The sequence below is a fragment of the Phormidesmis sp. 146-20 genome (genome assembly GCF_052939475.1).
Map to the genome: position 1 here is coordinate 128,395 of NZ_JBJPHT010000002.1, position 25,737 is coordinate 154,131.

Annotated in this window: 29 protein-coding genes and 1 pseudogene; 14 read left to right on the forward strand and 16 right to left on the reverse strand. The window is 47.6% G+C overall.

Going from position 1 to position 25,737, the window contains the following annotated elements; genetic code table 11:
- Positions 1–417 precede the first annotated feature (417 nt).
- Entirely contained in the window at positions 418–1,026 is a 609-nt protein-coding gene (gene rpsD, locus ACKFKH_RS02705; RefSeq protein WP_446856689.1) for a 30S ribosomal protein S4, read from the reverse strand.
- Positions 1,027–1,119: 93 nt separating this feature from the next.
- Between rpsD and yidD the strand changes: the two genes are divergently transcribed.
- Together yidD and ACKFKH_RS02715 are read left to right on the forward strand one after the other, a co-directional pair.
- Positions 1,120–1,338 carry a membrane protein insertion efficiency factor YidD gene (yidD, locus tag ACKFKH_RS02710; RefSeq protein ID WP_446856690.1) on the forward strand — a complete coding sequence of 73 codons (219 nt, stop codon included), beginning with the start codon at positions 1,120–1,122 and terminating at the stop codon, positions 1,336–1,338.
- A 571-nt stretch (positions 1,339–1,909) separates the two neighbouring features.
- On the forward strand, positions 1,910–2,281 hold the full coding sequence (locus tag ACKFKH_RS02715; protein WP_446856691.1) for a Mo-dependent nitrogenase C-terminal domain-containing protein: 372 nt from the start codon (positions 1,910–1,912) through the stop codon (positions 2,279–2,281).
- Between the two features lie 256 nt (positions 2,282–2,537).
- On the opposite strand, the gene serS is transcribed toward ACKFKH_RS02715, so the two are convergent.
- The 3 genes from serS to ACKFKH_RS02730 form a co-directional block, all read right to left on the reverse strand.
- Positions 2,538–3,818: a serine--tRNA ligase gene (gene serS, locus ACKFKH_RS02720; RefSeq protein WP_446856692.1), complete on the reverse strand. Its 1,281-nt coding sequence runs from the start codon at positions 3,816–3,818 to the stop codon at positions 2,538–2,540.
- A 107-nt stretch (positions 3,819–3,925) separates the two neighbouring features.
- Entirely contained in the window at positions 3,926–4,846 is a 921-nt protein-coding gene (locus ACKFKH_RS02725; RefSeq protein WP_446856693.1) for a hypothetical protein, read from the reverse strand.
- A 117-nt stretch (positions 4,847–4,963) separates the two neighbouring features.
- Positions 4,964–5,623 carry a SanA/YdcF family protein gene (locus ACKFKH_RS02730; protein WP_446856695.1) on the reverse strand — a complete coding sequence of 220 codons (660 nt, stop codon included), beginning with the start codon at positions 5,621–5,623 and terminating at the stop codon, positions 4,964–4,966.
- A 139-nt stretch (positions 5,624–5,762) separates the two neighbouring features.
- Between ACKFKH_RS02730 and ACKFKH_RS02735 the strand changes: the two genes are divergently transcribed.
- A complete protein-coding gene (locus ACKFKH_RS02735; protein ID WP_446856696.1) occupies positions 5,763–6,497 on the forward strand; it encodes an SDR family NAD(P)-dependent oxidoreductase in 735 nt (244 codons plus the stop codon).
- Positions 6,498–6,665: 168 nt separating this feature from the next.
- A complete protein-coding gene (locus ACKFKH_RS02740) occupies positions 6,666–7,160 on the forward strand; it encodes a 3'-5' exonuclease (RefSeq protein ID WP_446856697.1) in 495 nt (164 codons plus the stop codon).
- Between the two features lie 128 nt (positions 7,161–7,288).
- On the opposite strand, the gene ACKFKH_RS02745 is transcribed toward ACKFKH_RS02740, so the two are convergent.
- A complete protein-coding gene (locus ACKFKH_RS02745; protein WP_446856698.1) occupies positions 7,289–8,386 on the reverse strand; it encodes a sensor histidine kinase in 1,098 nt (365 codons plus the stop codon).
- An 866-nt stretch (positions 8,387–9,252) separates the two neighbouring features.
- On the opposite strand from ACKFKH_RS02745, the gene ACKFKH_RS02750 reads away from it, so the two are divergent.
- Positions 9,253–9,387 (forward strand): hypothetical protein, encoded by a 135-nt coding sequence (locus ACKFKH_RS02750; RefSeq protein WP_446856699.1) that lies wholly within the window; start codon positions 9,253–9,255, stop codon positions 9,385–9,387.
- Positions 9,388–9,399: 12 nt separating this feature from the next.
- Here the strand turns inward: ACKFKH_RS02750 and ACKFKH_RS02755 are convergent, their stop codons facing one another.
- On the reverse strand, positions 9,400–10,182 hold the full coding sequence (locus ACKFKH_RS02755) for an SH3 domain-containing protein (RefSeq protein WP_446856700.1): 783 nt from the start codon (positions 10,180–10,182) through the stop codon (positions 9,400–9,402).
- A 763-nt stretch (positions 10,183–10,945) separates the two neighbouring features.
- Positions 10,946–11,719, reverse strand: coding sequence for an aquaporin Z (gene aqpZ, locus ACKFKH_RS02760; protein ID WP_446856701.1), 774 nt, complete (start codon positions 11,717–11,719; stop codon positions 10,946–10,948).
- Positions 11,720–12,006: 287 nt separating this feature from the next.
- Between aqpZ and ACKFKH_RS02765 the strand changes: the two genes are divergently transcribed.
- Positions 12,007–12,186, forward strand: a complete 180-nt coding sequence (locus ACKFKH_RS02765; RefSeq protein WP_446856702.1) for a hypothetical protein — start codon at positions 12,007–12,009, stop codon at positions 12,184–12,186.
- A 256-nt stretch (positions 12,187–12,442) separates the two neighbouring features.
- Here ACKFKH_RS02765 and ACKFKH_RS02770 read toward each other — a convergent pair whose 3' ends face one another.
- Positions 12,443–12,607: an ABC transporter permease gene (locus tag ACKFKH_RS02770; RefSeq protein ID WP_446856703.1), complete on the reverse strand. Its 165-nt coding sequence runs from the start codon at positions 12,605–12,607 to the stop codon at positions 12,443–12,445.
- 253 nt (positions 12,608–12,860) lie between these two features.
- Here ACKFKH_RS02770 and ACKFKH_RS02775 point away from each other — a divergent pair, with 253 nt between their 5' ends.
- From ACKFKH_RS02775 to ACKFKH_RS02790, 4 genes are all read left to right on the forward strand, one after another.
- Complete coding sequence (locus tag ACKFKH_RS02775) at positions 12,861–13,850, forward strand: helix-turn-helix domain-containing protein (RefSeq protein ID WP_446856704.1); 990 nt, start codon at positions 12,861–12,863, stop codon at positions 13,848–13,850.
- 101 nt (positions 13,851–13,951) lie between these two features.
- A complete protein-coding gene (locus tag ACKFKH_RS02780; RefSeq protein ID WP_446856705.1) occupies positions 13,952–16,480 on the forward strand; it encodes a TonB-dependent siderophore receptor in 2,529 nt (842 codons plus the stop codon).
- 1 nt (position 16,481) lies between these two features.
- Positions 16,482–17,507 carry an ABC transporter substrate-binding protein gene (locus ACKFKH_RS02785; protein ID WP_446856706.1) on the forward strand — a complete coding sequence of 342 codons (1,026 nt, stop codon included), beginning with the start codon at positions 16,482–16,484 and terminating at the stop codon, positions 17,505–17,507.
- A gap of 76 nt (positions 17,508–17,583) precedes the next feature.
- Positions 17,584–17,736 (forward strand): hypothetical protein, encoded by a 153-nt coding sequence (locus ACKFKH_RS02790; RefSeq protein WP_446856707.1) that lies wholly within the window; start codon positions 17,584–17,586, stop codon positions 17,734–17,736.
- 166 nt (positions 17,737–17,902) lie between these two features.
- Here the strand turns inward: ACKFKH_RS02790 and ACKFKH_RS02795 are convergent, their stop codons facing one another.
- Entirely contained in the window at positions 17,903–18,448 is a 546-nt protein-coding gene (locus ACKFKH_RS02795; protein ID WP_446856708.1) for a DUF2887 domain-containing protein, read from the reverse strand.
- Between the two features lies 1 nt (position 18,449).
- The gene (locus tag ACKFKH_RS02800) at positions 18,450–18,794 is read right to left on the reverse strand and encodes a DUF2887 domain-containing protein (protein WP_446856709.1); all 345 of its coding nucleotides are present in this window, start codon (positions 18,792–18,794) and stop codon (positions 18,450–18,452) included.
- A 146-nt stretch (positions 18,795–18,940) separates the two neighbouring features.
- Here ACKFKH_RS02800 and ACKFKH_RS02805 point away from each other — a divergent pair, with 146 nt between their 5' ends.
- Positions 18,941–19,531, forward strand: a complete 591-nt coding sequence (locus ACKFKH_RS02805) for a Uma2 family endonuclease (RefSeq protein WP_446856710.1) — start codon at positions 18,941–18,943, stop codon at positions 19,529–19,531.
- Between the two features lie 27 nt (positions 19,532–19,558).
- Positions 19,559–19,717 carry a hypothetical protein gene (locus tag ACKFKH_RS02810; protein ID WP_446856711.1) on the forward strand — a complete coding sequence of 53 codons (159 nt, stop codon included), beginning with the start codon at positions 19,559–19,561 and terminating at the stop codon, positions 19,715–19,717.
- A gap of 7 nt (positions 19,718–19,724) precedes the next feature.
- Here the strand turns inward: ACKFKH_RS02810 and ACKFKH_RS02815 are convergent, their stop codons facing one another.
- The 6 genes and pseudogenes from ACKFKH_RS02815 to ACKFKH_RS02840 all read right to left on the reverse strand — a co-directional run bounded on the left by ACKFKH_RS02815 (position 19,725) and on the right by ACKFKH_RS02840 (position 22,211).
- Complete coding sequence (locus ACKFKH_RS02815) at positions 19,725–19,964, reverse strand: DUF4351 domain-containing protein (protein WP_446856870.1); 240 nt, start codon at positions 19,962–19,964, stop codon at positions 19,725–19,727.
- A 54-nt stretch (positions 19,965–20,018) separates the two neighbouring features.
- Positions 20,019–20,189 (reverse strand): annotated as a pseudogene (locus ACKFKH_RS02820) (DUF2887 domain-containing protein); the annotation flags it as partial.
- Positions 20,180–20,569, reverse strand: a complete 390-nt coding sequence (locus ACKFKH_RS02825) for an Rpn family recombination-promoting nuclease/putative transposase (RefSeq protein WP_446856712.1) — start codon at positions 20,567–20,569, stop codon at positions 20,180–20,182. The pseudogene ACKFKH_RS02820 and the gene ACKFKH_RS02825, both read right to left, overlap by 10 nt.
- A gap of 263 nt (positions 20,570–20,832) precedes the next feature.
- Complete coding sequence (brnA, locus tag ACKFKH_RS02830) at positions 20,833–21,060, reverse strand: type II toxin-antitoxin system BrnA family antitoxin (RefSeq protein ID WP_446856713.1); 228 nt, start codon at positions 21,058–21,060, stop codon at positions 20,833–20,835.
- A gap of 311 nt (positions 21,061–21,371) precedes the next feature.
- The gene (locus ACKFKH_RS02835) at positions 21,372–21,647 is read right to left on the reverse strand and encodes a hypothetical protein (RefSeq protein ID WP_446856714.1); all 276 of its coding nucleotides are present in this window, start codon (positions 21,645–21,647) and stop codon (positions 21,372–21,374) included.
- A gap of 72 nt (positions 21,648–21,719) precedes the next feature.
- Positions 21,720–22,211, reverse strand: a complete 492-nt coding sequence (locus ACKFKH_RS02840) for a DUF433 domain-containing protein (RefSeq protein WP_446856715.1) — start codon at positions 22,209–22,211, stop codon at positions 21,720–21,722.
- Positions 22,212–22,475: 264 nt separating this feature from the next.
- Between ACKFKH_RS02840 and ACKFKH_RS02845 the strand changes: the two genes are divergently transcribed.
- Entirely contained in the window at positions 22,476–24,377 is a 1,902-nt protein-coding gene (locus ACKFKH_RS02845; RefSeq protein ID WP_446856716.1) for an ATP-binding cassette domain-containing protein, read from the forward strand.
- A 255-nt stretch (positions 24,378–24,632) separates the two neighbouring features.
- The gene (locus ACKFKH_RS02850) at positions 24,633–25,631 is read left to right on the forward strand and encodes a helix-turn-helix transcriptional regulator (protein WP_446856717.1); all 999 of its coding nucleotides are present in this window, start codon (positions 24,633–24,635) and stop codon (positions 25,629–25,631) included.
- Positions 25,632–25,737: the final 106 nt, after the last annotated feature.

A 25,737-nucleotide genomic window follows, 5' to 3' on the forward strand; every position in this document is an offset into this window, starting at 1 on the left:
CTTCGACAAAATCCTTCGCTGCAATTCTCAACCCAGGCAAACCCTAAATCCCCCACAAGCGAGGAACTTCTCCCCAGAAATCTGGTTTGATGCCCCTAGAGTTGGAGGGCAGAAGCACCCAACAAGGCAGCGAAAAGACTTCAACAATATTTGTGTTCATTCAAAAAGTCTATTTGGTGCTGCAAGCTAGAAAAATCCTGAATGATGAGTAGCTAGGCGTAAAACTGAAGATGGTTTTCAAGCTGTGCAAGGGGTTCAGGCGAAGCCATCTTTAACTTGACCTATCTACTTTAGACTGTCCACAATCAAACAATTCTCCTAGATCAGCGTTCTCAAAACAAAAACCCCTTGACTGACGGGATCAAAGGGTTTTGAAAAAATATTCGAGTGCCGCGAAATCTCGATAACTTTGAAAAACTAGGCTTGACGTGAATAGTACTCAACGACCAGCAGTTCATTAATTTGAAGGGCAATCCATTCGCGCTCTACAACGCCATTGACCTTGCCTTGCATTTTGTTTTTGTCGAACTCTAAGTGGCTCGGCAGGTTTGCCAAACCGGGATACTGCAAGTTTTGTTGCACCAGTTTACGCGAAGCATCCCGATCTTTAACTCCGATCACTTCTCCTGAACGGCACTGATAGCTGGCAATGTCTACCACTTTGCCGTTGACAGTGACGTGTCCGTGGTTGACCAACTGACGAGCGCTCGGAATCGTAGGAGCCATACCCAGCCGGAAAATGGTGTTGTCTAACCGCATCTCAAGCAGTTGGAGTAGCACCTGTCCCGTGGAGCCTGCTGCCCGACGAGCTTTTCTGACGTAGCGTAGCAGTTGACGTTCGGTAACGCCGTAATTAAAGCGGAGTTTTTGCTTTTCTTCTAAACGGACAGCATACTCAGAGCGCTTTTTGCGTTCTTGACCGTGTTGTCCAGGGGGATATGCTCGTCTGGGAGATTTGCGGGTTAGACCAGGTAAATCTCCTAAACGCCGCACAATTCTAAGGCGCGGGCCTCGATATCGCGACATGAATACTTCCTCTGTTGCTCGAATTTTTAAACAGCTTATCTAGTATAGTCGCCAAGCTGCTAACTTCAAAGAAGATGCAGTGGTTTTTTTGAGATGAAGGTTTTACTCATCGGGTTGGTACGGGGCTATCGAGTTTTTATCTCGCCGTTGTGGTTGCCGTCCTGTCGGTTTCAGCCAACTTGCTCACAGTACGCGATCGAAGCCCTCGATCGTCATGGGGCCCTCAAAGGCACTTGGCTGGCAACTCAACGTATCTGTCGCTGTCACCCCTTTAACCCTGGGGGATATGATCCGGTGCCAGAGAGAAAGTGAGGGATTGATAGAAATGGAGACGATCGGGCTATGGCTGGCAATAATCCAGGGACGTTTTTGGATGACCAGTTGTAGGAAAGCACTTTACTATCGAAGCATTTTATTGAATTTGCACTAAATTTCGCTCAATAGGTGCGATCGATGCAGGGATCACATGTTCTGCATTCCAAAGCTGCATGATCCTTGTAAACAGACCTGAAAGCTTGCCAAAAGACGTTTAGAATAAGAATCAAATCCTTTACGTTCCGCTACAAAAACTGGCTGTTTACTTCGCACGATCGACACATTTGGTAAGTTAGACTATCAGAGGTAAAGCGCTACAGGTCTCTAAAGTTCAGTAGTTTCTCGCATTTACCCTGCCGAAACATAAGGCAGTATTGGTGCGGCAGGTTACAGACTGTAACATCAGTTTTAGTCTATATTTCAAGCTGTCCCTGCTGAAGTTTGTACTCTCAAGGTTTTAGGCTTCCGGGAGTGCTGCCAGTCACGCTGTATTCAACTTCAGAATCACTAAAGTCTTTATTCATCTCCTTCATTCCCTTCACGCACTACAAGTTGAGGCTACGCAAGAATGAAATCTCAACAGACCAACCGAAGAATCGCCTTAGAAGGTTGGGTCAGACTTTCTCCCGCAGTACACTCTACCGATGCTGCTACCGTCACCGACTCTTCTGCCCGGAAAAATATTGATTGGTTGCTTCCTTTGCGGAAACAGATCGATCGTGTTCAGGTTCGTAATGCAGGCTTGGCTCATCGCCTCTGCAAAATGATCCCAGCTCAATGCCCATTTGAACGCGATGTCAAAGTTTTGGGCAAGACCCTGTTTCACATTCCACCCATGTGCAAGCTCAACCCTCTCTATGATGAGGTGGTTGCTCTACGCTTTCGCGCATTGTGCTATTTAGCGGATGAGTGCGGTGAGGATATTAGCTGTTACTGCTAATCTTCAAAGGTTTAACCCTACTCTCTAATCCTACCCACTGCGCGAAAATAGCTTGAGCGACGATTTAACTGATTCTTAACTATATGCTGTGATGCCAGTTTAGCGAGTCTATCGTTCTAGCGCTCATAATTGCAACAAACCTTATCATCTTCCTCTGAGCTTTGCCTCAGACTTTTATAGAGATGCCTACTGTTAAGGGTCTCTATTTTTTTGAGTCCTTATGAACGTGGACATTATTTGCAGCCAGCCTTTCCTGTTACAGCGTTTCTCGGTTTAAGTAGGGCTGTAACACTTCTGGTAGGCACACTGTCCCGTCAGGCTGCTGGTAATTTTCTAGAATGGCGGCCATCGTTCGACCGACGGCCAACCCCGATCCGTTGAGCGTATGAACGAACTGAGTGCCTTTTTGTCCGGCTTCTTTAAATCGAATGCTGCCGCGTCGAGCTTGAAAATCAAGGAAATTGGAGCAGCTTGAGATTTCGCGGTAGGTGCCAGCGGCGGGGAGCCACACTTCTAAGTCGTAGCATTTGGCGGCACCAAAGCCGAGATCTCCGGTACAGAGTTCGATCGTTCGATAAGGCAGCTTGAGGGCTTCTAAAATCGCTTCGGCATTTTGGACGAGGGTCTGATGTTCTTGCTCAGAAGTGCCAGGGTGAACGATTTTGACGAGTTCGACTTTGTTGAATTGGTGCAGACGAATCAGTCCACGGGTATCTCGGCCATAGCTGCCCGCTTCGCGGCGAAAACAGGGCGTGTAGGAACAGTGACGAATCGGTAACACTTCGGACGACAGCACTTCTTCGCGATAAAGGTTAGTCACCGGAACTTCGGCCGTGGGGATCAGCCAGAGATCGTCCTCGCTACACTTAAAGCTTTCTTCGGCAAACTTGGGTAGCTGACTGGTGGCGGTGAGCGATTGGCTATTGACTAAAAGGGGTGGCAAAACTTCGAGGTATCCAGCGGCGATCTGGCGATCGAGCATAAATTGAATCAGCGCTCTCTCTAAGGCGGCTCCGGCTCCCAGCAGGGTAATAAATCTGGCCTGGGCGACTTTGGTGGCTCGTTCGGTGTTGAGAATGCCTAGCTTTTCAGCGATTTCCCAGTGGGGCAGAATCTCTGTGTGCTGCGGTTTATATTCATCGCCCCAGCGCCGGACTTCTATATTTTCAGTTTCATCTTTGCCGATCGGCGTACTGTCACTCGGTAGATTGGGCAGGGTTAGCAACAGCGCTTCGATTTGGGTTTTGAGGTCTTTTTCGGCTGGCTCTAACTCGCTCAATTGGGCTTTAATCTGGTTGCCTTCGTCGCGCAATGCCTGAATTTCTTCGCCCTTGGGATCGCTGCCCGATTTGATTTTCTGTCCGACGAGTTTGCCGATTTCGTTGCTGCGGGCCTGGAGGTGCGATCGCATTTTCTCCAAGTCGCGCTGTTGGAGGTCAAGCTGCACGATCGGCTGAATGTCATAACTGCCGTTTCGATGGCTGAGTTTTTCTTGAACGAGTTCTGGATTTTCGCGGATTAGCTTCAGGTCAAGCACAAATCTTTTCCAATCAGGTTGAGTTATGAGTTTAGCCCAATCTGAAATTGAGCGATCGCCCATTCATCAGGATACCTCGCACACGAGAGGATGGTGGAATCTACTGTTCAGAAGCGCTGCAATTTCACGGTTAGAGTACGTTGCTGGGATGCGTGGGGTTTGAGTTGGGCGATCGTTCCGTTTTGACTAGCGACTTCTAGATCGAAGGGAATGGTTGTAGCAGGCTCCATCACCAGGACGTAGTGATCGCGCCATCCGCCATAACTTTGAAAGAGCCAAACGTAAGGGAAATCGGCCGTATCGAAGCTCATGAGAAAGGTTGACTGTTTGCTGCGAATGCCACACTCGCCGATCGCTAAATCTGAACAGTAGTAAAATTCTTGCAGCTTTGAGGATTTGGGCGGAATCTTCTGCACTTCGATTTCTCGTCCGTCAGCGGCAAAGGCTTTGGGAAAGCGAGTTTTCTGGTTTTGTCCGATGATTTTGCTGAATTCGATGAAGGCGGGTTCGATCAGGCAGTCGGGTAGCAGAATTTCGTCGTCGGCTTGAATGGCGATCGCGCAGTGTTGTTTAAACAGAAAGGGAATCGTTTGATCAGATTGATTTTGGAAGGTGTAGGCGATCGTCACTTCCGGTTGGGTTGCATTGAGTTGAATAGTTTTCTCGACGCTGACGGGCACCGTTTGGCAGGCGTAAATTAATTTGACGCTCAAGGGAGAAGCGTCGGCAACTCTCCAGCTTTGTGACCAAAATTCACCATGATCGACGAGTTGATAGCCGCGAAATTCACCTGCGGCATCGTTGGGAAAAATTTCGTCCCAGCCGCCTGTCCAATTATCGTCAAATGAGGCACCGAGGGAGAGCGACCCCTTGCGGGTATCTCGAAGAGATCGCGTTTCTGAGTCGTCATACTCTAAAGGATGCCACAGCCAATCTTTGCCTGTTTTGAGATCCTGGAAGCGATCGAGACGACCTCCCAAATCAGGACGAATGTTCAGCTTAATTTCAGCATTTTCTAGCGTAATCATGGACTTTAAACCGAGGTTTTTTGCGTTACTTGTAGCATTCGTTCAGTGAATCGCAAGCGCATTTATTCTACGATTTGCACGTAAGCAAAATAAATCGTCCGTAGGGATTAAATTCTCTTAGCGAATGCCTTCAAACTGCCCCAAAAAAGTGGGCTTGGGATGCAATAAATGCACTTGTAAAGTTGCTTTCATCGTCGAGGCGATTTCGCGCAGGGCGTAGGGCACCATCACCTGATTTCCGTAGCTTTCCCAGTCTGGCGTTCCGAGTCCGATCGCATCGATTCCGAGTTGACGACAGGTGTAGACAGCGCGCGGCAGATGATAGTGCTGAGTCACCAAAACAGACTGCGTAACGCCAAAAATCGCTTTAGCACGATAACAGCTTTCATAGGTGCTAAACCCGGCATAGTCGAGCGTGATGTCTTTTTCTGGGATTCCTAATGTCATTGCGTATCGCTTCATCGCCGTAACTTCGTCATAATTCGTGGCGCTATTGTCTCCGGTCATCAACAGTTTGCGAACGCGGCCCTGACGGTAAAGATCAACTCCTCCCTGTACTCGATCCGCTAGCATTGGTGTAGGCGTTCCGTTTGTATAAATTCCAGCGCCAAATACGATCGCCACAGGTTTAACGGGTACATTCTTAGCAGCGTTGTAACGATCGTTTCTCGTCATAAAACTCACGTATTGCATTAATAGAAGCGGCAGTATGAGTGTTCCGATTGCCAAACTGAGTAAAAGAATGCGATTTTTCAGGATGGGTTTGAGCCGATTCATAGATTTTGGGACGATTTGCAACAAATTAGAGATTGCTACAGACTGACTGATCAGCTTTCCGCATTAAATCTTGAATGGTATACTCAGAGGACGTTTTATCGATTTACCTTTATCGTTTTATCCTTTATTTTTTTGTACAATGACGATCGCTGCATTAATCACGGGAGCAGGACAAGGCATCGGACTAGAATTTGTGCGTCAACTGCTGCAACGCGATCGGGCTGACCTTCTCTACGCGACTTATCGCAATCCGGAGTCAAACTTATTGGCGCTTCAAGATTCTCGCTTGCGCTGTCTGCCGATGGACATTACAGATGAATCTCAAATCGCCAGCGTGATCCAAAAAATTCAGACAGAAACGACCACACTTGAGTTAGTTGTTAACTGTGTAGGCGTGTTGCATACCGAGACGATGCAGCCAGAAAAGAGTTTGCGCCATATTAACTCAGAACAACTGCTGGATTATTTTCGGACAAACAGCATGGGTGCAGTCCTTTTGGCGAAACACATCCAACCATTGCTCAAGCATCAAAACCGATCCATCTTCGCCACGATCTCAGCAAAAGTTGGCAGTATTGGCGACAATCAACTGGGTGGCTGGTATGGCTATCGGGCCTCTAAAGCCGCGTTGAATATGTTGATGAAAAACACGGCGATCGAATACAAACGCACTTGTCCCAAAGCGATCGTCGTCACGCTACATCCTGGCACCACGGACACAAATCTGTCTCGCCCCTTTCAGCGCAACGTGCCGCCCGAAAAGCTGTTTAGCGTCGATCGTACCGTTCAGCAATTACTCACCGTTTTAGACAAACTACAAGCCCACGACAGCGGCGAATTCTTTTCTTGGAACGGCGATCGCTTGCCCTGGTGAAGCGCGTCTGGCTTAAAATAGCAGTAATTCTCAGTGAGCGCGATCGATGAACGATCATTTTTTGATGCCCTCCGAAAATTGGCTAGAGTGGGTAACGGTATTGGGCTATCTCAGCTTTGCGGGGTTTATTGCATGGCGTGTGTTGAGCAGCAAGTAGAGGCAGGTTGAATGAATTTGAATCGATCGTTTGTGTCACTCGATTTTGAAACGGCCGATTATGGGCGAGATAGTGCCTGTGCGATCGGTCTGGTGCGGGTTGAGAATCATCGGATTGTACGATCAGTTCATGCGCTGATTCGTCCACCGCGTCGTGCTTTCAAGTTTACCGACATTCACGGGATTACCTGGGACGATGTAGCCGAGGAGCCGACCTTTGGCGAAGTTTGGGAAACATTGCAACCCATGCTGGAGAATGTTGACTTTATCGCGGCTCACAATGCTTCTTTTGACCAGGGAGTGCTGTATGCCTGCTGCGATGCTCATGGTATGGCGCGTCCCTCTCAAAACTTTGTTTGCACTGTACAACTAGCCCGTAAAACCTGGAGAATCTACCCTACCAAGTTGCCCAATGTTTGTGACTACTTAGGAATCGATCTAGTGCACCATCACGCCTTATCAGATGCAGAAGCCTGCGCTCGAATCGTGATAGCAGCTAGTCGTTAATAAAGCTCAGTCGATCTCAAAGTAATGTTGTTTTGTAGATTAATTATTGGATTTCGATTGTTTAAAGTGTCGTCGATCGCAGGTCTCTCACGCTTGTTAGCTTTAATTCCGGTTCCATCCCTTATCCCTCATCCCTCTCTGACCGAAGTACTCGTCGCAGGCAACCGAAAGGCAAACAGCGCCCCGTGAGGAGATCGATTTTCTGCCCAAATTGTCCCGCCGTGCGCTTCGATGATTTGCCGAGTTAAATAGAGTCCCAGTCCAGATCCTTTGGCTTGTCGATCGCTGTGTCCCTGATAAAATCGCTCAAACAGATGAGGCAGTTCTTCGGGGGTAATGCCGGGCCCCGTGTCGAGAATTTTGACAATTTGGTGTGAGGAATAGGATTCTAGACTGACTTCGACTTTGCCGCCCCTGGGTGAGTGATTGATACTGTTAGCCAGCAGGTTCGTAAAAACGCGCTGAAGCTGCAAGCGATCGCCCATCACCCACAACGCCCGACGAAAATCAGAATCGCCATGACAGGTACTCAGATAAACGCGCCGAGTCGCCGCCAAATCTCGCAGCGTCACGATCGCATCTTCTGCGCTGTCTGTGAGGTTGAGTGGCTCCAGGTCAAGCTGCAATCCTTCGGCATCGTTGCGATAAACATCAAGCATCATCTCAACCATTTGCAGTGTTGTTTGATGACTGCGCGCCATCATGTCAAAAATCTTTTGCTGCGTTGAGCTAACAATCCCAAACTCGTGCCGCTGAAAGGCTTTGATGGTCTCGATCGCGCCCAATAGCGGCGTTTTTAGATCGTGGGTCAGCGTCGAAACAAAATCTTCTCTCAGTCGAGACAGTTGCTCTTGGGCTTGAAGTTGGCTTTGCTGTTGAGCGATCGCATCTTGATAATCTCGATTTCGGATTTCTAACAATCCTGTTACCACCAGTGCGATCACAGTAATGATGCGATTGGCAATCGTGGAAGACTCAACTAATTGACCTGACGGAAACCACAAATTAGAAAAAGTCAGTATCGCTGAAACAACCATTACTTGAAAAATTTCTGATCGTCTCAGTTTAGAACTTGCGAGTAAAATTGCACCGATGTAGAGATAGCCAAACACATAGCTAGGCAGCGTAAGATACTCCAACATCAACACGATCGCGCAAAAAATTACAATCAGCCAACGAGTAGAATCAGCTCGATCGAGACTAGAAAACACAGAACGACGTAACATATGCACTGGTCTGTACGATCTTAATTTTCTGTACTCGACCCCTCCGTCTTGAGCGTACCGCAAGCGCGATCGAATGTTTTCGGGCGGACAGTATGATCACAGTAAAATCCCAGATTCCTAGAGAGAGCGGGGATCTTAGTTTTGGAGCGAAATTAACACCAATCAGGCTAATTAGTTTTCGTCAAACCAAACCAATTTAAGAAGTTGTTGACCCACTGTTTTGTTTGCTCAACTCTGACACTTTCAGGTGACTGTGACCATGCCTTGTGTAATGCTCATCATTGTCAATCTGAACGCGATCGTATTAGGTCGTATTAGGTGTCCTTCAAGTCTTAGCACTTGAACTGCCTCAAACGGTTTGGAACGGGTTCCCCGATGGTTTCGCACTTTCCCGGAACATGGCTATCCGACCGAGCAGATTGTGCGCCTGACACTTCAGCATCAACAGCCAATGATTTTTTCGAGAAGTAGAGTGCGTCTACTTCTGCCTCAATTGATCGCCCATAAAACTGGGTGATCTACATCACTGAATTTGCTTGAGTTAACGGATTGATGCAACTGTCGAGGGGCATCAATAACTTCGCACTGTCCAGAGAGTCAACTTTTTCTAAAGAATTAGAAATTTTGCTAGTTAAACGGGCGTTGCTGATTGGAGGGATAAATCTGTGAGAAGTGTCCATCTTTTCGCCCCCTAAATTCCCCAAAATTGGAGGACTTTGAACCTTGGGGTTCCCGCCGCTTTGGGGCACACCCCCTGATTCAGCAACGCCGTTAAACGTTAGTTTGATGAAGCTTTAAAGTTCTCTAGAATCAGCAGCTTGGGGGGCAGAAGCTTGACAACAAAGCGAAAAAGTTTCATCGAATTCATGTTAATTAAAATTGGTCGATGCACAAAAAGTAGAACACAAAATAATGGGACGATCGCTCCCAGAGATTTCTTAACCCCTGACCTCGATCGCCCCATCACTTTTATGAGTCCAGATATCAATCCAGAACGCTAAAATCTAGCTGGTTTACTGAACATGAGATCCCGAAACCCAGCCGCCTGAGACCCGATACCAACCGCCAGAAGTGCCAAACGTTGAGACTCTCGCCCCACCGCCAAGACCGCCGACGATCGCATAATTGGTGCCCGGCCCGCTGCGAACATTCACCCCGATCGCAGGAATGACGGTAACGACACCAGTCGATGGGCTGCTCCCCCCACTGCCGCCACCAATGCCACCTGTATACGCACTCGAAATCCAGCCACCATTGACTCTGAGCCAGCCATTAGAAGACCCGAAGGTACTGACTCGCGCGCCGTTGCCTAAGCCGCCGACGATCGCATAGTTGGTGCCCGGCCCGCTGCGAACATTTACGCCGCTGCCTGCTGTGATGGTGACCGTTCCCGTCTGAGAGCCACCGCCAGTGCCGCCGCCTGATGATGATACGCCTAGCGCCGATGCTGTGGCAGAGCCAACAATGCCATCCGCGACTAGACCCCGATCGCGCTGAAACGCCCGGATGACAGATTCGGTTTGGACACCAAAAACGCCATCTACACCCAAGCTATAGCCTCGATTTCTCAAAGCAGATTGCACCTGAGTCACGGCTGCACCCGTATTGCCGCGCACGATGAGCGCCATTGCTTGATGAGTCGTTGCCACAATTGACACCGCAATCATCAAACTCGCCACGCCGACCCAAGTGGAGTTGGGCAACGTTAGTCCCAGTTCTTTGAGCGATCGCACCGCTGGCTCTGGACTGGGGTCTTCATAATCAACTGCTACATGAAGGTATGCAAAGTTTTCCATAATGGTCTCCCTGATTCAATCAGCACAAAAATGAAGTGGTTTGTCACGATCGACTTGCCTTAGCAGATTTCCCTTTTGCCTTCAAGAGGAGAAATCTCTATTCCGCAAGCGGCGATCACGGAATGTCAGAATTTCTACTAACACGGGGACTGTATGCGTAGAAAAAGGTTGGTTTTTAGAAGGGGTCAGTAATTTTGCTGAATCTTCAGCATTTGTATCATCCTCCTTTTTTCATTGAGGGTAAAGTAAAATTACCAAATCAGCGAAAAAAGTTAAGAATTGACTTACAAAGGGCACCGCCAGACGTTCAGATTGCAGTCGATCGCGAATTGACGTTGCTTGGTGAATCGTCGAATCTCGCTTGTTGTGAAGCAGGTTTGATCTTAGGCTGAGGTCTTGAAGCTCCTCACTAACCTCCCTTAAAAAAACGTCAGTTCGATGAACGCTTCGCTTTTAGATCCAGGAACGCCCCCTAAATCCCCCACGAGTGAGGGACTTTGAACCAGAATTCCTCTCTTAAAGTCCCCCAAAATTGGGGGGTTGGGGGGCAGAAGCCGTGAACAACGAAGCGAAAAAACTCTCATCGAATTCACGTTAAAAAGAGAAAATCAGCAGAGTGCAAATTGCTGTGACCATGTGGATTGTCTCATCCTCATTTCTCTCACCTCTCTAAGCGTAGTGACTAACTAAAAATGTTTACTTGGGATCGACGGAATCTGTAATCAGGCGGGACAGCTACTTTTTAGTTAGATTATCCGTCAAATCAGACGGTTTCTCTCAGGTGTTCTTCAGCGATCGCGGCTTCACTAAACACAGCCGAGTACAGCCACCCCGCCAGCACCGCTCCTAAAATAGGCGCAACCCAGAATAACCACACTTGTCCCAGCAGTTCTCCGCCTGCAAACAGAGCAGGGCCAAAGCTTCGAGCCGGATTGACCGAGGTATTGGTGACCGGAATGCTAATCAAGTGAATCAGTGTCAAAGCAAGCCCGATCGTAATTGGAGCAATCCCTTGAGGGGCGCGGCGATCGGTGGCTCCCAAAATAATCATCAAGAAAAAGAACGTCAGCACCACTTCGATGACCAGACAAGCAAAGAGGGAATAGCCTCCGGGTGAGTGTGCGTCAAATCCGTTGGTTGCTAGAGGGTTTGAGCCACCTAACGAAAATCCAGGCTTACCGCTGGCAATTAGATAAATCAGACCCGAAGCGGCGATCGCGCCCAAAACCTGAGCCACAATATAGCCCAACAGATCGGGGCCTCCTCGAAATCGCTTGGCGGCATACAGTCCAAAGGAGACCGCCGGGTTGAGATGACAGCCAGAAATATGTCCGATCGCGGATGCCATCGTTAGCACGGTCAAACCAAAAGCCAACGACACGCCGACCAGCCCGATCCCCAATGGAAACGACGTGTTCTCTCCAATTTTTGCTGCGTCTGCGGTGTAAGCGGCGGCCAAAACTGCACTGCCACAGCCTCCCAAAACTAGCCAAAAGGTGCCAATAAATTCTGCTACACAGCGGGTTATCAAAGGCATTTCAACAGACTCCGTGACGTTAGAATATGTGCTGCAAACGATTAGTATCAGATGGGTCTAATCGTAAATTTTGCAACATGATCCCTGATGTTAGAACTCTGTTATCCACTAATCTAGTTTTATAAAGAAAAATTAATGAATCAAGCGTTTATGACTCAAACTTTTCGATTAATAAGCTCATGAATTGATTTCAAAATTAGAGTTAGAGAGGAATCTTTCAGGCTGGTCTACCTAGCTCACGGTTTGCCCATTTTTGAGTAAGGTCGTGAGATTGAGCTGATGCCCAGATGCAGGAATATCTCAGCCACGCTCAGAGCAAACAGGTGGAGTTAGAGCGTATTGACTGTGACTACGCGGATGGCAAAACACTGCTGATTGCTGAGGGCTATGAACACCAACACGATTGTTCGATGCCAGTCGATGCAACCGAATCGGCAAAAAACCATGACGCGACCTCGAAAGTTTGACGACTGCAACTGAGCAAGTGATGGCGAAGCATCGGGTGGCATCTTTGTTCCAGTTAAACTATCCAGCACAATTGACCCAGGTTACCCAACGGAAATATGGTGATAGACCTGCACGGGTGGTCGAACACCGCCGCTTTCAAGTGGGCTTTTCCTTAGACCTTGCAGCAGTAGAGCAACAAATGCAGCAGTTGGGCTGGCGGGTCTATGCGACCAATCATCCTCAAGCTCAGTTATCGCTGTCTCAGGCAGTCATTGTCTATCGACGGGAGTATGGAGTGGTTAAATCTTCAACTAGGCGATCGGGTGCCAGAGAAGTCCCAGTTAAAGCATTGCCCAGCATCATACCCAACATTGGAATGATGTATTGCGGATTGTACCAAGGCTCAACTCGAATAATTCCAGTCACTGTTATAGAACCCATTTGGTATCTTTTAATGTGTTTCAAAGCTAATATTTTTCTGGATTTTATGTTCCTTATAGTTCCAGAACAATGATTTTCCTTCTAAATTCAGGCTCTGCTTGAAACGGCTCTCCTACACGCCTTGTATATCAACAAGAGACCTCAAACGGGTTCTATAGAATGCGGTACACTCAGGTAAAAACTTTTTATTGACAGAGATTCTCACTAGGCTTATGCTACAGCAATATTGGCTCTGAAGTTGCTGTCGATTGTCATGACGATTACGATCTCAGGTGAGGATTTTTTTGATCTACTGAATGCAGAAAAGCCTAAGTTCGTTGATCCGTCTGATCCGAGAGATCAAACTCAACAGTACTCCAATCAATTTGGTCAAGGTTGCGTGCGATCGATTGAGTTGCGGGAAGGGTTAGCGATCGAGATTAATCAGATTCGGTGGCTTGAGCAAATCGCGATTTATAACTGCGAAGAACCCGCTTACCTGAGACACCATTTTCATCTGTTTGGTCAGCATCAGGATCAGCAAACCACCGTGGGCGATCGCGAATATGCACTCTACGGACGTGGGCTATATCCGAAGCAAACGATCGTGGGACCAGCGCAATCAGCATTAGAGGTGCAAGTCTACATTGAGCCAACCGCGCTGAGATCGCTAGTAGGGGATCAGGATGGCGAGTTGCCGATCGCGATTCAGAATTGGATACGCCCAGAAGATCAGGTGCATTATGCGCGATCGGGGGTGCTTTCTCCAGCGATGCAAACGGTGTTGTGGCAAATTGTGCGATGTCCCTATCAAGGCACGACCAAGCGATTGTTTATAGAAGGCAAAACGCTGGAACTGATGAGCCTGGTAATCGAGAAAGAACAGGCAATCTATTGCGATCGCGTCGGGACGATTCCGGTGCAAAAGCTATCGCCCGGAACCATCGAGCGAGTTCACCACGCGAGAAATCTGCTGCTGCAAAATCTGCATGAGCCGCCATCGATCGCTACTCTTGCAAAGCAGGTCAAGCTGAATGAATGTACGTTGAAGCGGGGATTTCGCGCCTGTTTTGGTACAACGCCGTTTGATTATCTGCGCGAGTATCGATTGGAGCAAGCGCGGCAACTGTTGGAGTATGGCGAAATGAAGGTTGAGGACATTGCCGCACGGGTGGGGTTTTCTAGTCGAAGCCATTTTGCGATCGCGTTCAAAAAGAAATTTGGTCAGAATCCCAAAGACTATCAGCAGCGCAAGTTTTTCTGAAAACCGTTCAAACAAAATTCCAGCAATCGTTCGTTTTGCTTTCTTTACAAGTTGTAGTTCGGTAGTCTTACTGACATTGATTCTTAAGTGGTGTGAGTGAGATGACGAGGAAAGCTTCTACTCTGGGATTGCAACTGAGTGCGATCGGTGTTTTGGCGGTTTTGGCAGCGCCTTGGACTGTTGCACAAGCGACAGAAGAGAACTCTGTGTCTCAGTTGAGCCAAGTTCCTCGTCCGGCTACGACGGTGAAAGAATGGATGGCACAGGTGGAAGCGGCAACGGTTCGGGTGACGGGCGCTCGGGTGGAACCTGCGGCGGGAACGATTCGGGTGATTTTGGATACTAGCGCGGGAATCAGTGCGGTTCCGACTCGGCGGAGTGAGGGGAATACGTTAATCACAGAGTTAGAAGGGGCAGTGTTGGCATTGCCGGAGGGAAATCGAGTTGCGGTCGATAAACCGGGAGAGGGAATTAGTGCGATCGAGGTGATTCAAGCAACTCCGACAACGGTACAGGTGAGAATTACGGGAGAAACAGCGGTTCCAGTGGTGGAAGTTGTGCCGAGTGCAGCGGGATTGGTGCTGAGTGCGGAAGTAGATGAGGATGTGGCAGAAGAAGAAATTACAGTGACAGGAGAAGGACAACGAGGCTATCGAGTGCCGAATGCGAGTACGGCAACAAGGACAGATACACCCATTCGGGATATTCCAGCCTCGATTCAGGTTGTGCCACGACAAGTGCTAGACGATCGTAATGCTACTGAACTTAGAGATGCTCTAGAAACGCTAGGAAGTGTTGGGTCATCGGGTACAAGAGGAACAGGTATTTTTGGTGAAACCTTTAAGATCAGAGGATTTGACGTTCTTGGCGATGCGTATTTACGAGATGGCATTCCCTTCTTCTCTTTAGGGACCTTAGATACTAACGATATCGAACGAGTTGAAGTTCTCAAAGGACCTGCATCAGTTATTTCTGGTGCGGTCGAGCCTGGTGGGATTATTAATCTAGTTTCTAAGCAACCATTATTTGAACCATTTTATGCTGCCTCAGTTACGATAGGAAGTTTCAACACTTACCGAGGAGCCATAGATCTATCTGGACCATTGAACGAATCAAAAACAGTTCGGTATCGTCTAAATACGTCCTACGAGAACTATGGTAGCTTCCGCGATTTTGTAAGCGGTGAACGTTTTTCAATCTCTCCAACTTTAACTTGGGATATTAGTCCCAATACATCTTTGAATATCTATGGTCAGTTTATCACCGAGCGTGAAACAATCGATGAAGGACTTCCAGAGACAAGTAATGGCGTGGTTAATATCCCTCGAAGCCGCTTTTTAGGTGAATCTTCTACTGAGTTTCAGCAAGATCAGTTCAACGTTAGCTACATGCTGAATCATCGTTTTAATCAGGATTGGTCAGTTAGACATGCTCTTCAACATCTTCAATATCAGCCTATAAGAAGCGGTCCTACTTTTGGTTTTGCTGCTGGACTTGACGAATCAACAGGTGAACTTGCTCGCCTCGCAGACTATGCTGATGGAACTTATCGACGGTTTTTTACAAATGCAGAAGTAGTCGGTCAATTCAGCACTGGTTCAATACAACACAAACTTTTATTTGGTGTTGAGTATCGCTACCGCAGTGAAAATCCAAGATTCGCTTTTTCTGACACCTATCTATCAATCAACATCTTTGACCCAGTGTACACTCGAACTCGGTTTGAGCCTAATTTCAACATTTTTCGGGATGATAATGTCAGAACTATTAGTTTTTATCTGCAAGATCAGGTGGAGCTTTTGCCCAATTTGAAGCTATTAGCAGGAGTTCGCTACGACAACTCTAAACAGTTTCGCACGGCAGAGTTTTTACCTGAGCCGAGGAGAGAATTTGAACAAACTGATAGTGCTTGGACACCTCGCTTTGGTATAGTCTATCAACCGATTAAGCCAATATCGCTCTATGCTTCCTACGCTCGTTCATTTGCACCTAGTTTTGCTGCTAGGCGAAATGCAGATAGTTCACCTTTTGAACCACAAATTGGGCAACAGTTCGAGGTTGGCATCAAAGCAGATGTATCTGACCGACTCAGCCTTACCCTAGCTGCTTTTGATCTTAGGAGGCAGAATCTGACAACCCCTGATCCCAATAATCCAGCTTTTTCATTGCAAACAGGCGAACAGACCAGTCGAGGGATTGAGCTTAATTTAGCTGGAGAAATCCTACCTGGCTGGAACGCGACCGCATCTTATAGCTACTTAGATGCGTTTGTCAGTAAAGACAATACTACACCCGTTGGAAATCGTCTCCCTGACGTGCCTGAGAACCAATTTAGTCTCTGGACAACCTATCAAATTCAGCAAGGCAACCTTCGGGGATTGGGATTTGGGCTAGGACTGTTTTATGTTGGTGAACGCCAACGCGACCTCAATAACACCTATGCTCTTCCTAGCTATTTTCGTACTGATGCCAGCTTATTCTATAAGTGCGATAATTGGCGGGTTCAATTGAACATCGAAAATCTCTTTAACGCTGATTACTTCCGTTCAGGAAATTATAGCTTTGTTGGTGGTGGGGTCAATCCTGGAAAACCTTTTGCAGTGTCAGGGACATTTTCAATTGAGTTCTGATGTGTCAAAGCAACATTCAATATTTAGAAAAGCTCGGATTCTAGTGTTTCTGTTTGGGTTCACAATTATTCTCATCGTTTCTGCTTGTGGCAGTCAATCCTTTAATACTTTCATTCCACCTGATGATTCCGCATCTCTAAAGAACTGTCGTATTGTTCAACATTCGATGGGCGAAACTTGTGTCCCAATCAGTCCACAGCGCATTGTTGTCTTGGACAGTGTGATGTTGGAGGATGTACTTGCATTAGAGCAAAAACCACTCGGCGGGAATCTTAGATATGTTTCACCAGTTGTACAAGTCCGCGCAAGAGGAACAGTGGATATCGGTTTTGAGGGAGGAATAAACTTGGAGCGAGTACTAAGACTTAAGCCTGATCTGATTCTTGGGCTTAAAAATAGTCCTCAAATTTATTCCCAGCTTTCTCAAATTGCGCCTACTGTTTTTGTGCAGTTCAACCATAGCGGCGAATGGAAAAAGGTTTTTGCCTCTGTAGGAGAAGTTTTGGGCAAAACTGAGCAGGTTAAGCAGGTGATGGCAGACTATTTTCAACGGGCAAAAACTTTCAGGATGCAAGTGGGTGCAGATGTAAGTTCTTCGGCAAAGAATCCTCCTAGTTCAACTCAAGTCTCAGTTGTCCGACTGTATCCTGAAATGATTACTCTGTACACGAAATCAGGTTTTATCGGTACTATCTTGGAAGACGCAGATCTACCGCGACCGCCTTCACAGGATTTAGATTTAATACAAACTCAAGCACTAGCAGGTGATCCTATTCAATACTCCATATCGAAAGAAGTTATGGATATGGCAGATGGAGAAGCTGTATTTGTGATCGTAGGCAAATGGAATTCTAAAATTGGAGAGGTACTCTCTGCTCTCAAGGACAATCCTCTTTGGCTAAGATTAAAAGCAGTTCAGCAAAAAAGGATTTATGAAGTTGGGGACCACTGGGTAGGAGGTGGTCCAATTGCAGCTAAGGCAGTAATTGACGATCTCTACAAATATCTCGTTAATGCGCCTCAGTAAAGAAGATAAGGAAGTCAGCGATCGCACTTCAGACTCTTTACAAGATGCGATCGCGCTGTCGATCGCTTGATTGTTTGTGCGACCCTTGCGGTATCTGCAAAGCAGCGCGCTCTATCATTTCTCAAACCGTCGATCGCTCGATGATTTTAGCGATCGCGCTTTGATTGTCGATCGCTTGATGGTTTGTGCGATCGCTCTATTATTTTTCAAGATGTCGATCGCTCAGTGACTCAGTGCGATCGCTTGATGATTTCTCAAACCGTCGATCGCTGGATGGTTTGTGCGGTTCCTGCGGAGTTGCGCTTTGCGCTAATCGCTTGATGATTTCTCAAGATGTCGATCGCTGGATGGTTTGTGCGGTTCCTGCGGAGTTGCGCTTTGCGCTAATCGCTTTTCTAACTTTGTTCTGTCAGCCAAGCTTCTAAATTTGTAACATCAGTGAAATCGAGTAACGCTTCTCCCAAAGCTTCGAGTTGTTCGATCGATAAGGAGGAAACGCGATCTCGAAGAGATACCCGCGAGGGGTCGCGCAATGAATCATCTAAGGCTCCTACTTTTTTGGTAAGTTGGCGGAGAATTAGCGATCGCTCTCGTTGCAGTGCTTCTTCCCGTCCTTCTTCCTTCGCTTCTCGGATGGCGCGGGGTTCCTGCGTTAAATCTAGTCCTAGCATCCTTTTAATCTCCGTTCGGCTTAAATTCATCAGCTTGTAGACCAGAATCGAGGTCACAATATCTATTATGTCTTGTTTCTGTTGAGGTGTTAATGCCTCCTGTTCCGTTCGCGCAATTAGCTCTCTCGCAGCTTCCGGGGCTTCTGCTTCATCCACAATCGTCAACACAATTGCCCCCACCGTCACAGGCAAGTCTCTCACCTCCCCCAACTCATCCAAATACACCCGATGCGCCTGCCCACCGTTGAGCATTGACCGATGTGGATGCACATCACTTTGCTCGATCGATCGATCGTGATGGATAAATCAGCACCACTTGCCAATCACTAAAACGGCTGCGATTGCGATAGAAATACAATGCAGACTCCGCAAACAGTCGCTCATACAGCAGTTCATCCCTCTGCATTTGTACCTCACAGAAGTAAACAAGGACTCTCTCATCTTCTGGCGGCAGAAACACCCCATCAATCTCAAACTTCGGTTCCTTCACTGCCACGGAATCAAATCGATAGTTTGCCGCATTGCTAGGTCTTGTACCAATCAGATCAAACAGCAATTCCGGCGATTGTTGAAACAGTTTGTAAAAGAGCGGATCACGTCGTATTGCAGCAAACAAGAAACAACACGAGCAAGTGTACTTCAAATACACCACCGCTGCTAGAATTCAGCGATCGCATCTCAGGGCTTTTGTGAAGTGCGATCGTACTGCTAAGATCACAGTCAATTTGATAAACTGAGAGCATTCATTGGGCGAGGTGACCTATGACCGCTACAACCCAAAAACGCATGACATTGGACGAGTATCTGACCTATGACGACGGCACAGATACCCGCTACGAATTGGTGGATGGGATGCTAGTCGAGATGGGCACAGAAAGCACGATTAATACTTGGATTGTAGGTTTTTTATTTGAGGTCTTTATCCGCTTGGGCTTGCCTGCCTACCGCATTGGCTTCAAACAAAAGATTGAAGCAACCAGTGCTTACGCGAGTGCCCGTGACCCAGATTTGATCGTGCATACAGAAGAATCAGCATTAGCGATCGAGGGTCGCAAAGAATCCATCCTTCGATTGGGTGAACCCAACCCGATGCTGATCATCGAAGTCGCGTCCCCCGGCACCGAATCCAGTGAAAACTACCAGCGTGACTACCAGCAAAAGCCCGCCGAGTACGCAGCGCGTGGGGTGCTTGAGTATTGGATTATCGACCCCGATCGCCAATGGGTAAAAATCGGCAGCTTAATCAATGGAGCTTACCAGTTTGCAGATTTCACCGGGAATCAGTTCATCCTATCCCCCACTTTTCCCCAACTGAACCTGACGGCGGAGCAAATCCTAAACGCGGGTCGATGACTCGCACGGTTCCTAGGTCGTTGCGCTTTGATTTCTCAAGAGGTCGATCGCCAGATGATTTTCGCGATCGCGCTCAATTGTCGATCGCTTGATGGTTTGTGCGGTTCCTGCGGAGTTGCGCTTTGCGCTAATCGCTCTATCATTTCTCAAGATGTCGATCGCTTGATGGTTTGTGCGATCGCTTGATGGTTTCTCAAGATGTCGATCGCGCTTCCAACCAAGCCTCTAAATCTGCCAACGTGGTGAAATCGAGTAAGGATTCGCTGAGGTCTTCTAGGACAGGTAAAGGTAGGGATGAAAGGCGCGATCGCATCTCCTCAGAAAGTTCCTGCCTTAGTCGTCGGGTTAATTGCCGAGTGATAAGCGCGATCGCTTCCTCTTCTTTTGCCTCCCGAATTGCTCGTGGCTCCTGAATTAAATCGAGTCCCAACATCGCTTTTACCTCTGACCGACTTAGGTTTGCAAACTTGTACACCATGATGGATGTCACTATATCTATTATGTCGCGTCTTTGAGCTACGGTGAAATCCTCCTGCTCCGTTCGTACGATTAGCTCTCTCGCGACTTCTGGAGCTTCATCTTCTTCCACAATGGTAAGTACAATTGCGCCCACTGTCACTGGAAGGGAGCGCACGTCCCCTAGTTCATTCAAATACACCCGATGGACTTGTGCTCTCCATTAAGTAACGAGCGATGCGGGTACACCTTACTCTGCTCTACTGCACGAGATGGATAAATAATCACCGCTTGCCAATCTGAGAAGCGAGAACTGTTTCTGTAAAAGTACAGCGCAGATTCACTAAACAATCGCTCGTACAATTCATCATCTTTCTGCATTTGCAATTCGCAGAAATAGATCGTCCCCGGTTCATCGGTTTCAGGTGGCAGAAACACCCCATCAATCTCAAGCTTTGGTTCCTTCACCGCTACTGAGTCAAACCGATAGTTTGCCGCATTGCTCGGTCTGCTGCCAATCAAATCAAACAGCAGTTCAGGAGATTGCTGAAATAGTTTGTAAAAGAGCGGATCACGACGCATTACATCAGGTGAAAGACAATACGATCAAGTGTACTTAAGTCGCGCTCAATTGTCGGTACCTTCGGTAAGCTTCGCTAGCGCTTGATGGTTTGTGCGGTCAGCTTTGCTGTGCCGAAGGCAACGCACTTCAGACCCTTTTCAAGATGCAACCGCGCCTAATTGTCTCACGATCGCACCCTAGAAGTCTTATGAAGTGCGGTTACGCCCAAAGCCCAACGCTGCGCTAGACGTGCTTCAAACGAACAGTTAGGGACAGCAAATGCTCATCTAGACAGTGGCGTTAGCCGTTCAGCCAGCCACACCTTAACAATCGCCTCACGGCTCACCCCCAAGCGGACTGCTTCGCGATCCAACGCATCCAGCATCCACTGCGGAAACGCGATCGTCACAGACTGTGATTTATGTCCCGGACGGTGTGCGTTTGCCAAGTCCAAAAACTCGGTCATATCCTCACCCTGATCGAATCGTTGATCAAATACTTCCGCCTTCATAAAGCTTTTCCTCCAAGATGCGTGAGCGTCGAACTGAGATGATTCGGACGATTTCCCCCCGATAGGTGATCACTGCTGACCATCACACTTCAGACCTTTTGCGAGGTGTGAACGCTCTATCATTTCTCAAACGGTCGGTACCTTCGGTAAGCTTCGCTAGCGCTCAATGACTTAGTGCGACCCTTGCGGTATCTGCAAAGCAGCGCGCGCTCAATTGTCGGTACCTTCGGTAAGCTGCGCTAGCGCTTGATGGTTTTTGCGGTCAGCTTTGCTGTGCCGAAGGCAACGCAGTTCAGGTAATCGACCAAAAATCACAGTGGAATGTAGACAATGCGATCGTAAAATTCAGCGATCGCATCAACTTCAGCAATCAAAATCAAATCATCCAGAATTTCCCCCAAAGATGCCTTGGGTCTGAGCGCGAAAATCCCAGGAATATGCTGCCCACGATCGAGGTGTTCAACCCAGTGAGTTGGCATCGATCGACGATTGTTCGTGATCAGAATAAAGTCATGCTGTTCACACCATTCGAGAATTGCCGGATCGAGTGTTCCTTTAGGTGGAGTTCCAGATCGCCAACTGCCCAAACCGCTCGATCTGGCTTACGTCGCAACAACTGCATTTGATAGCTCGGTGGCGGGTTTTCATCGATCAAATATCTAACCATGCGCGGTCAAACTGCGTTCCGCCTTAATCTGTTTCAGACGAACCACGATCGCCAATGGATTCTCGTCCTGTTCCCGCTCCACTTGAGTACAATAGTCCAACCAATCTGCCAAATACTGAGTCACCTGAGCTTGGTTATGCAGATAGTAGAGAATCGTTGCGTAAATCTGTTCAAGCGTGATCTGAGGATAAATTTGAGCAATCTCTTCAGCCGTGCGCTGTTGATGAATATAAGCATAGAGAATCGTTTCGATGCCCATGCGCGTCCCTTTCAGACGAATATCATCCGCACAAACGAAGTCAAAGTAATGTTCTAGTTCCACTGTAAAATCCTGCTTGCCGTCTTCTAAATTTTGGCACAGAATTGCTCTACCGCTAATCTTGCTCTGATGGTCGGTACCTTCGGTGAGCTTTGCGCTTCGCTTGATGGTTTGTGCGGTTCCTGCGGAGTTGCGCTTTGCGCTAATCGCTCTATTATTTCTCAAGATGTCGATCGCTCAATGACTTAGTGCGGTTCCTGCGGAGTTGCGCTTTGCGCTAATCGCTCGATCATTCCTCAAAGCGATCGCCCCCATCCTCATGGTACACAGATGACAAAACCTCCTTAGCACTTCAAAGAGCCGAGTAATCTCATCCCCTGAAAAAAGTCCGTCTAGCATTCAAAAAAAGTTCCGCTAACCGTCAAAATAGGCTTTTACGATGTGCTGTGACTCGGTAGGCTAGCAGAGGAATACTTTTATCATCGCCCTATGCCGACTTCTAAGCCACCCAAGTCTACAACTCCCTTAGTTCGATTGTTAAATTATGGCAGACGATATCGATCGCAGATTTGGATGGCGGCAAGTTGCTCGATCGTCAACACACTGATGGATCTCGCGCCGCCTGCACTGATGGGAGCCGCGATCGATGTCCTCATCCAACAGCAAAACTCATTCTTATCTCGATTCGGAATGGCTAACGTTGTTCACCAGTTCTTTCTACTTGCTTTCCTTACGGTAGCAATTTGGGGACTCGAATCGCTCTCGAACTATGGCTACGATCTACTCTGGCGCAATCTCGCCCAAGATATTCAGCATGACTTACGATTAGATACTTACACTCATTTACAAGAACTCGAAGCGGCATATTTTGAGGAACAAACAACAGGCGGCTTGATTGCAATTCTCAGCGATGACATCAATCAGCTAGAGCATTTTCTCAATACGATCGCAAACAATATTATTCAGATTATCAGTGCAGTGATTATCCTGATGATTGGTGCGTTTCTTGTTTTGCCGATTGAGATTGCGATCGCTTCAATGCTACCCATGCCGTTCATCTTAATCGGTTCGTTGCGCTATCAGAAATTACTAGAACCTCGCTATGATCGCGTTCGTGAGCAAGTTGGAGATCTCAATGCCAGGTTAGAGAACAACATTAGCGGCATTATCACAATTAAAAGCTTTACGGCAGAACGATATGAGCGCGATCGCTTAAAAGCCGAAAGTAATGCTTATCGTCGCAGTAACTCGAAGGCGATTCGATTGTCTGCGGGCTTTATTCCGCTCATTCGCATCTTAGTCTTGATTGGATTTACAACACTGTTAGTATCAGGTGGAATTGCAGCATTTTCGGGAAGATTGTCGATCGCAAATTACAGCGTTGCTCTAATCTTGATTCAGCAATTGTTATGGTCATTAGTTGATTTAGGTGAAATCTTCGATTCCTATCAACGGGCGATGGCATCAACCAGACGAATTATGGATCTGCTCGATACGCCTGTGCAGATTCAGACCGGAGAGATTTCGCTCTCGACTGTGCAAGGTGAAGTCAACTTTGAGCAAGTAAAATTTGCGTACCCAAATCGGAATTCAGTGCTAACCAACCTATCACTGCATATTCCTGCTGGGAAAACCACCGCGATCGTCGGCTCTACCGGATCAGGAAAAAGCACCCTAGTTAAACTACTAATGCGACTGTATGAAGTCGATTCTGGCAGGATTACGATCGACCATCTCAACATTCGCGATCTCAACCTCTACGATTTGCGACGCAACATTGGGCTAGTTAGTCAAGATGTGTTTCTATTTCATGGCACAGTTGCCGAAAACATTACTTATGGAACCTTTGACGCGACTGAACAGGACATCATTGCAGCGGCAAAAGTCGCAGAAGCACATGAGTTTATTGAACGGTTGCCAGAAGGCTATCAAACCATTGTGGGTGAGCGCGGACAGAAACTATCGGGAGGGCAACGGCAAAGAATCGCGATCGCTAGAGCCGTAATCAAAAATCCACCAATTCTGATTCTCGATGAAGCGACTTCTGCGGTGGATAACGAAACTGAAGCGGCAATTCAGCGATCGCTTTCTCGGATTACGCAAAACCGGACGACGATCGCGATCGCACATCGACTTTCAACGATTCGCCATGCAGACTGCATCTATGTGATGGAGCATGGGCAATTTGTCGAATCTGGAACCCATGAACAGTTACGCTCGCTCAACGGGGTTTATGCGAAGCTCTGGTCGGTGCAGTCTGGCGATCGGGTGTCTATCGAACAACACGGCAAGGAACCGAAACAAATCATCCTGGATCTGGATGTGAGCGATGATCCGGTGCAGGGGACACAGGAGCAAGCGTTCTTCAAGGGAGATGGAAAATCGCATTAAAGAGCATCAACTTGACCATTGAAAATTATTATCAATAAGTCTAGGATTTAGGCAATAGAGGGTGTTGATGCTGATGGAATCTGGCGTTGCTGAATTGCAGGATGAAAGGCTAAATTCGCCCTCACCCTAACCCTCTCTCAAGGGGCGAGGGAACCAGAGTTCTGGCTCTCTTCTCCCTGGGGATGAGGGCAATTCATACCTGCATTCAGCAACGCCTGGAATCTCTCTTCAACAGGTGATCCCCGGAGGTTTAAATTGCAAGTAACAATCACGGTGCAAGATTTGCTGGATATGTTTGAAGAGATTCAATCTCAGACGGGGGTTCCCTTTCAAGTAAATGGGTGTGAAACCTCTTTGCACTTACCCAGTGAATTTGGTAAAAGTTTAGTCCGAAATTGGCATCTGCGCGATGGGCTGGAACTGTATGTCCAAACCCATGACCTGACCGAAGAAATCACGATCGCATCGCACAATCACTATGCCATGTTTGGCTTGTGCTATGGCATCGCTGGTACAGTCAATATGGTGGCAAATCAATCGCGATCGGAAGTCGCCATTCGCCCCGGATCTTGCTTGTCTGTAAACATGACGGACGCTCAAACCGTTGGGCAACTACCCGCTAATCAATCAATTTGCCTGGTAGAACTAGCGATCGCGCCCCATCTACTCCAAGATTTCCTAAAAGATGAACTGGACACTTTCCCAGCTAGTTTGAGACACTGCTTTCAAACCTCTGACCATTTCTACTGGCAACAGGGAGCCACCACCTCAGCAATGAGGACTACATTGCACCAGATTTTACAATGTCCCTACCAGGGGGCAACCCAGCGATTGTATCTAGAAAGTAAGGCGCTAGAGTTGATCACCTTTCAACTGCACCAACTCAAGGAAATACACACCACATCCAATCAACGGGGCTTAAAATCAGACGAAGTAGAGCGGATTTATCAAGCGCGAGATATCTTGATCCAACGGTTGCACAATCCGCCTACACTGATAGCCTTGGCGCGACAGGTCGGGCTAAATGACTGCAAACTCAAACAAGGATTTCATCAGGTATTTGGAACCACCGCCTTTGGATGTTTGCACCAGCACCGGATGGAACAGGCGCGACAACTGCTGGAAACTCAGCCGATTCAGGTGGCGATCGCTGCTCATACTGTCGGCTACAGCAGCTTAAGTTCCTTTCACCGGGCCTACAAGAAATATTTTGGCGTAAATCCTGGTGAGCATCGGTATGAGAATCGTTCTTAAAAACTCCGTTTGGGACATCCGAAAATTCCGTTTGGGACAAATCGCCCTGGGTTGACCGCTCTACAATCACTCTCAGACAACTCATGCAAATGAGAATTAGTTGCGA